The following is a 1,340-nucleotide window of genomic DNA, read 5'->3' as shown; positions in this document are numbered from 1 at the left end:
GACGCCGGATATATGTACGCAATCGACTTCCGTGTCCGTCAACTTCCGTTTGCTATTGGGAGCAGTCCATATATGTAAAACGTTGCGTCGCTGATCCCCATACTGCGACTGGCCTCCGCGACCGGCGTGCCCAGCTCGGCCTGCTTCAACGCATAGGCGATCTGCTCTTCGGTGAACTTGCTCTTCTTCGCGGCATGACCTCCAGGTCCCGATGACATCGTCATGCCGGAATTTTCCACTTCTAAGTGGGGCCATATTGTGGGCTAGGGTCAAAGCTCAACCTGCTTCGGCGTCATGCTGCCGCTCATACGCGACGATCTGCTCCCGCACCCCTGGCTACCACGTCGAATGCGCGTCACCGTCGCGGCGAACGTGCAGCGGTGCAGCCCGCATTGCATCGGGCCTTCGTGCAAGCTTATCAACGTGAGCGTCAGGTCAAGCTATCGCAGCGGAGGAGGCGAACGGCGGCGCTATATCCGGAATCCGGTGTCGGTGTCCCCGAGGCCCCTGCGGACAACGCGGCAGCCCCGGGCCGGGCGATATGCTGACGTCACCGTCAATCGGCCTCAGCTGGTCCGGAAGTTTGCCGGATGCCCCCGCAATTCCCGTCGGCATGGAAATTGCAAATTTTTTGCATCTACCCGCTTGGCATTATCCGCGGGAGGTCGTATCATGGCGGTCTTTCGTTTTTAGCGAAGATGCAAATCGAAGCTGAAGACGGAGTCTGACGAAGATGTGGCGCCGATCGGCCTCCTCTCGTGCTTGCCTCAGCCGGGTGAGCGTGAGTGTCGGGTGAGTCGGCAAGTGCTCTGGAAGAGAATGAAAATAATCTTTCGGATGTGCTTGACAAGAGTGCGATGCACCCCCATAATCGTCAGTTCTCTACGGAGGGGTGCCCGAGTGGCTAAAGGGGGCAGACTGTAAATCTGTTGGCTTACGCCTACGTTGGTTCGAATCCAACCTCCTCCACCAGAACATCAACGCAAAGAGCGGTAGGGAATCGTTAGTGGCCCGTGCGGGTGTAGCTCAATGGTAGAGCAGAAGCCTTCCAAGCTTACGACGAGGGTTCGATTCCCTTCACCCGCTCCAGTCCGTGTAGTTGAAGCGTAATAGCGCCCATGTGGCTCAGTGGTAGAGCACTCCCTTGGTAAGGGAGAGGTCGGCAGTTCGATCCTGCCCATGGGCACCAGCAGTACAAAGTCAGTGTCTGTTTGCGCGCGGCGCAACATGTGAAATTCCTTTTGGGAGTTGAAAATGGCCAAGGAAAAGTTTGAGCGGACCAAGCCGCACGTCAACGTTGGTACGATTGGTCACGTTGACCACGGCAAGACGACGCTGAC

1 protein-coding gene, 3 tRNA genes and 1 pseudogene are annotated in these 1,340 nt (G+C 57.2%); 4 read left to right on the top strand and 1 reads right to left on the bottom strand.

What is annotated here, in order from left to right; genetic code table 11:
• Positions 1–74 precede the first annotated feature (74 nt).
• Positions 75–218, bottom strand: a pseudogene (locus DIE08_RS35215) (transposase); the annotation flags it as partial.
• A gap of 668 nt (positions 219–886) precedes the next feature.
• On the opposite strand from DIE08_RS35215, the gene DIE08_RS35210 reads away from it, so the two are divergent.
• The 4 genes from DIE08_RS35210 to DIE08_RS35195 form a co-directional block, all read left to right on the top strand.
• Positions 887–972, top strand: a tRNA-Tyr gene (locus DIE08_RS35210).
• A gap of 43 nt (positions 973–1,015) precedes the next feature.
• A tRNA-Gly gene (locus DIE08_RS35205) sits at positions 1,016–1,089 on the top strand.
• 25 nt (positions 1,090–1,114) lie between these two features.
• A tRNA-Thr gene (locus DIE08_RS35200) sits at positions 1,115–1,189 on the top strand.
• 65 nt (positions 1,190–1,254) lie between these two features.
• The coding region (locus DIE08_RS35195; protein WP_039555751.1) for a GTP-binding protein at positions 1,255–1,340 on the top strand (86 nt) is incomplete at its 3' end.

Source organism: Burkholderia sp. Bp9004 (genome assembly GCF_003858025.1).
Taxonomy (GTDB): domain Bacteria; phylum Pseudomonadota; class Gammaproteobacteria; order Burkholderiales; family Burkholderiaceae; genus Burkholderia; species Burkholderia diffusa.
Note: the sequence above shows the minus strand (reverse complement) of the source record. Positions and strands in the feature narration are given on the sequence as shown.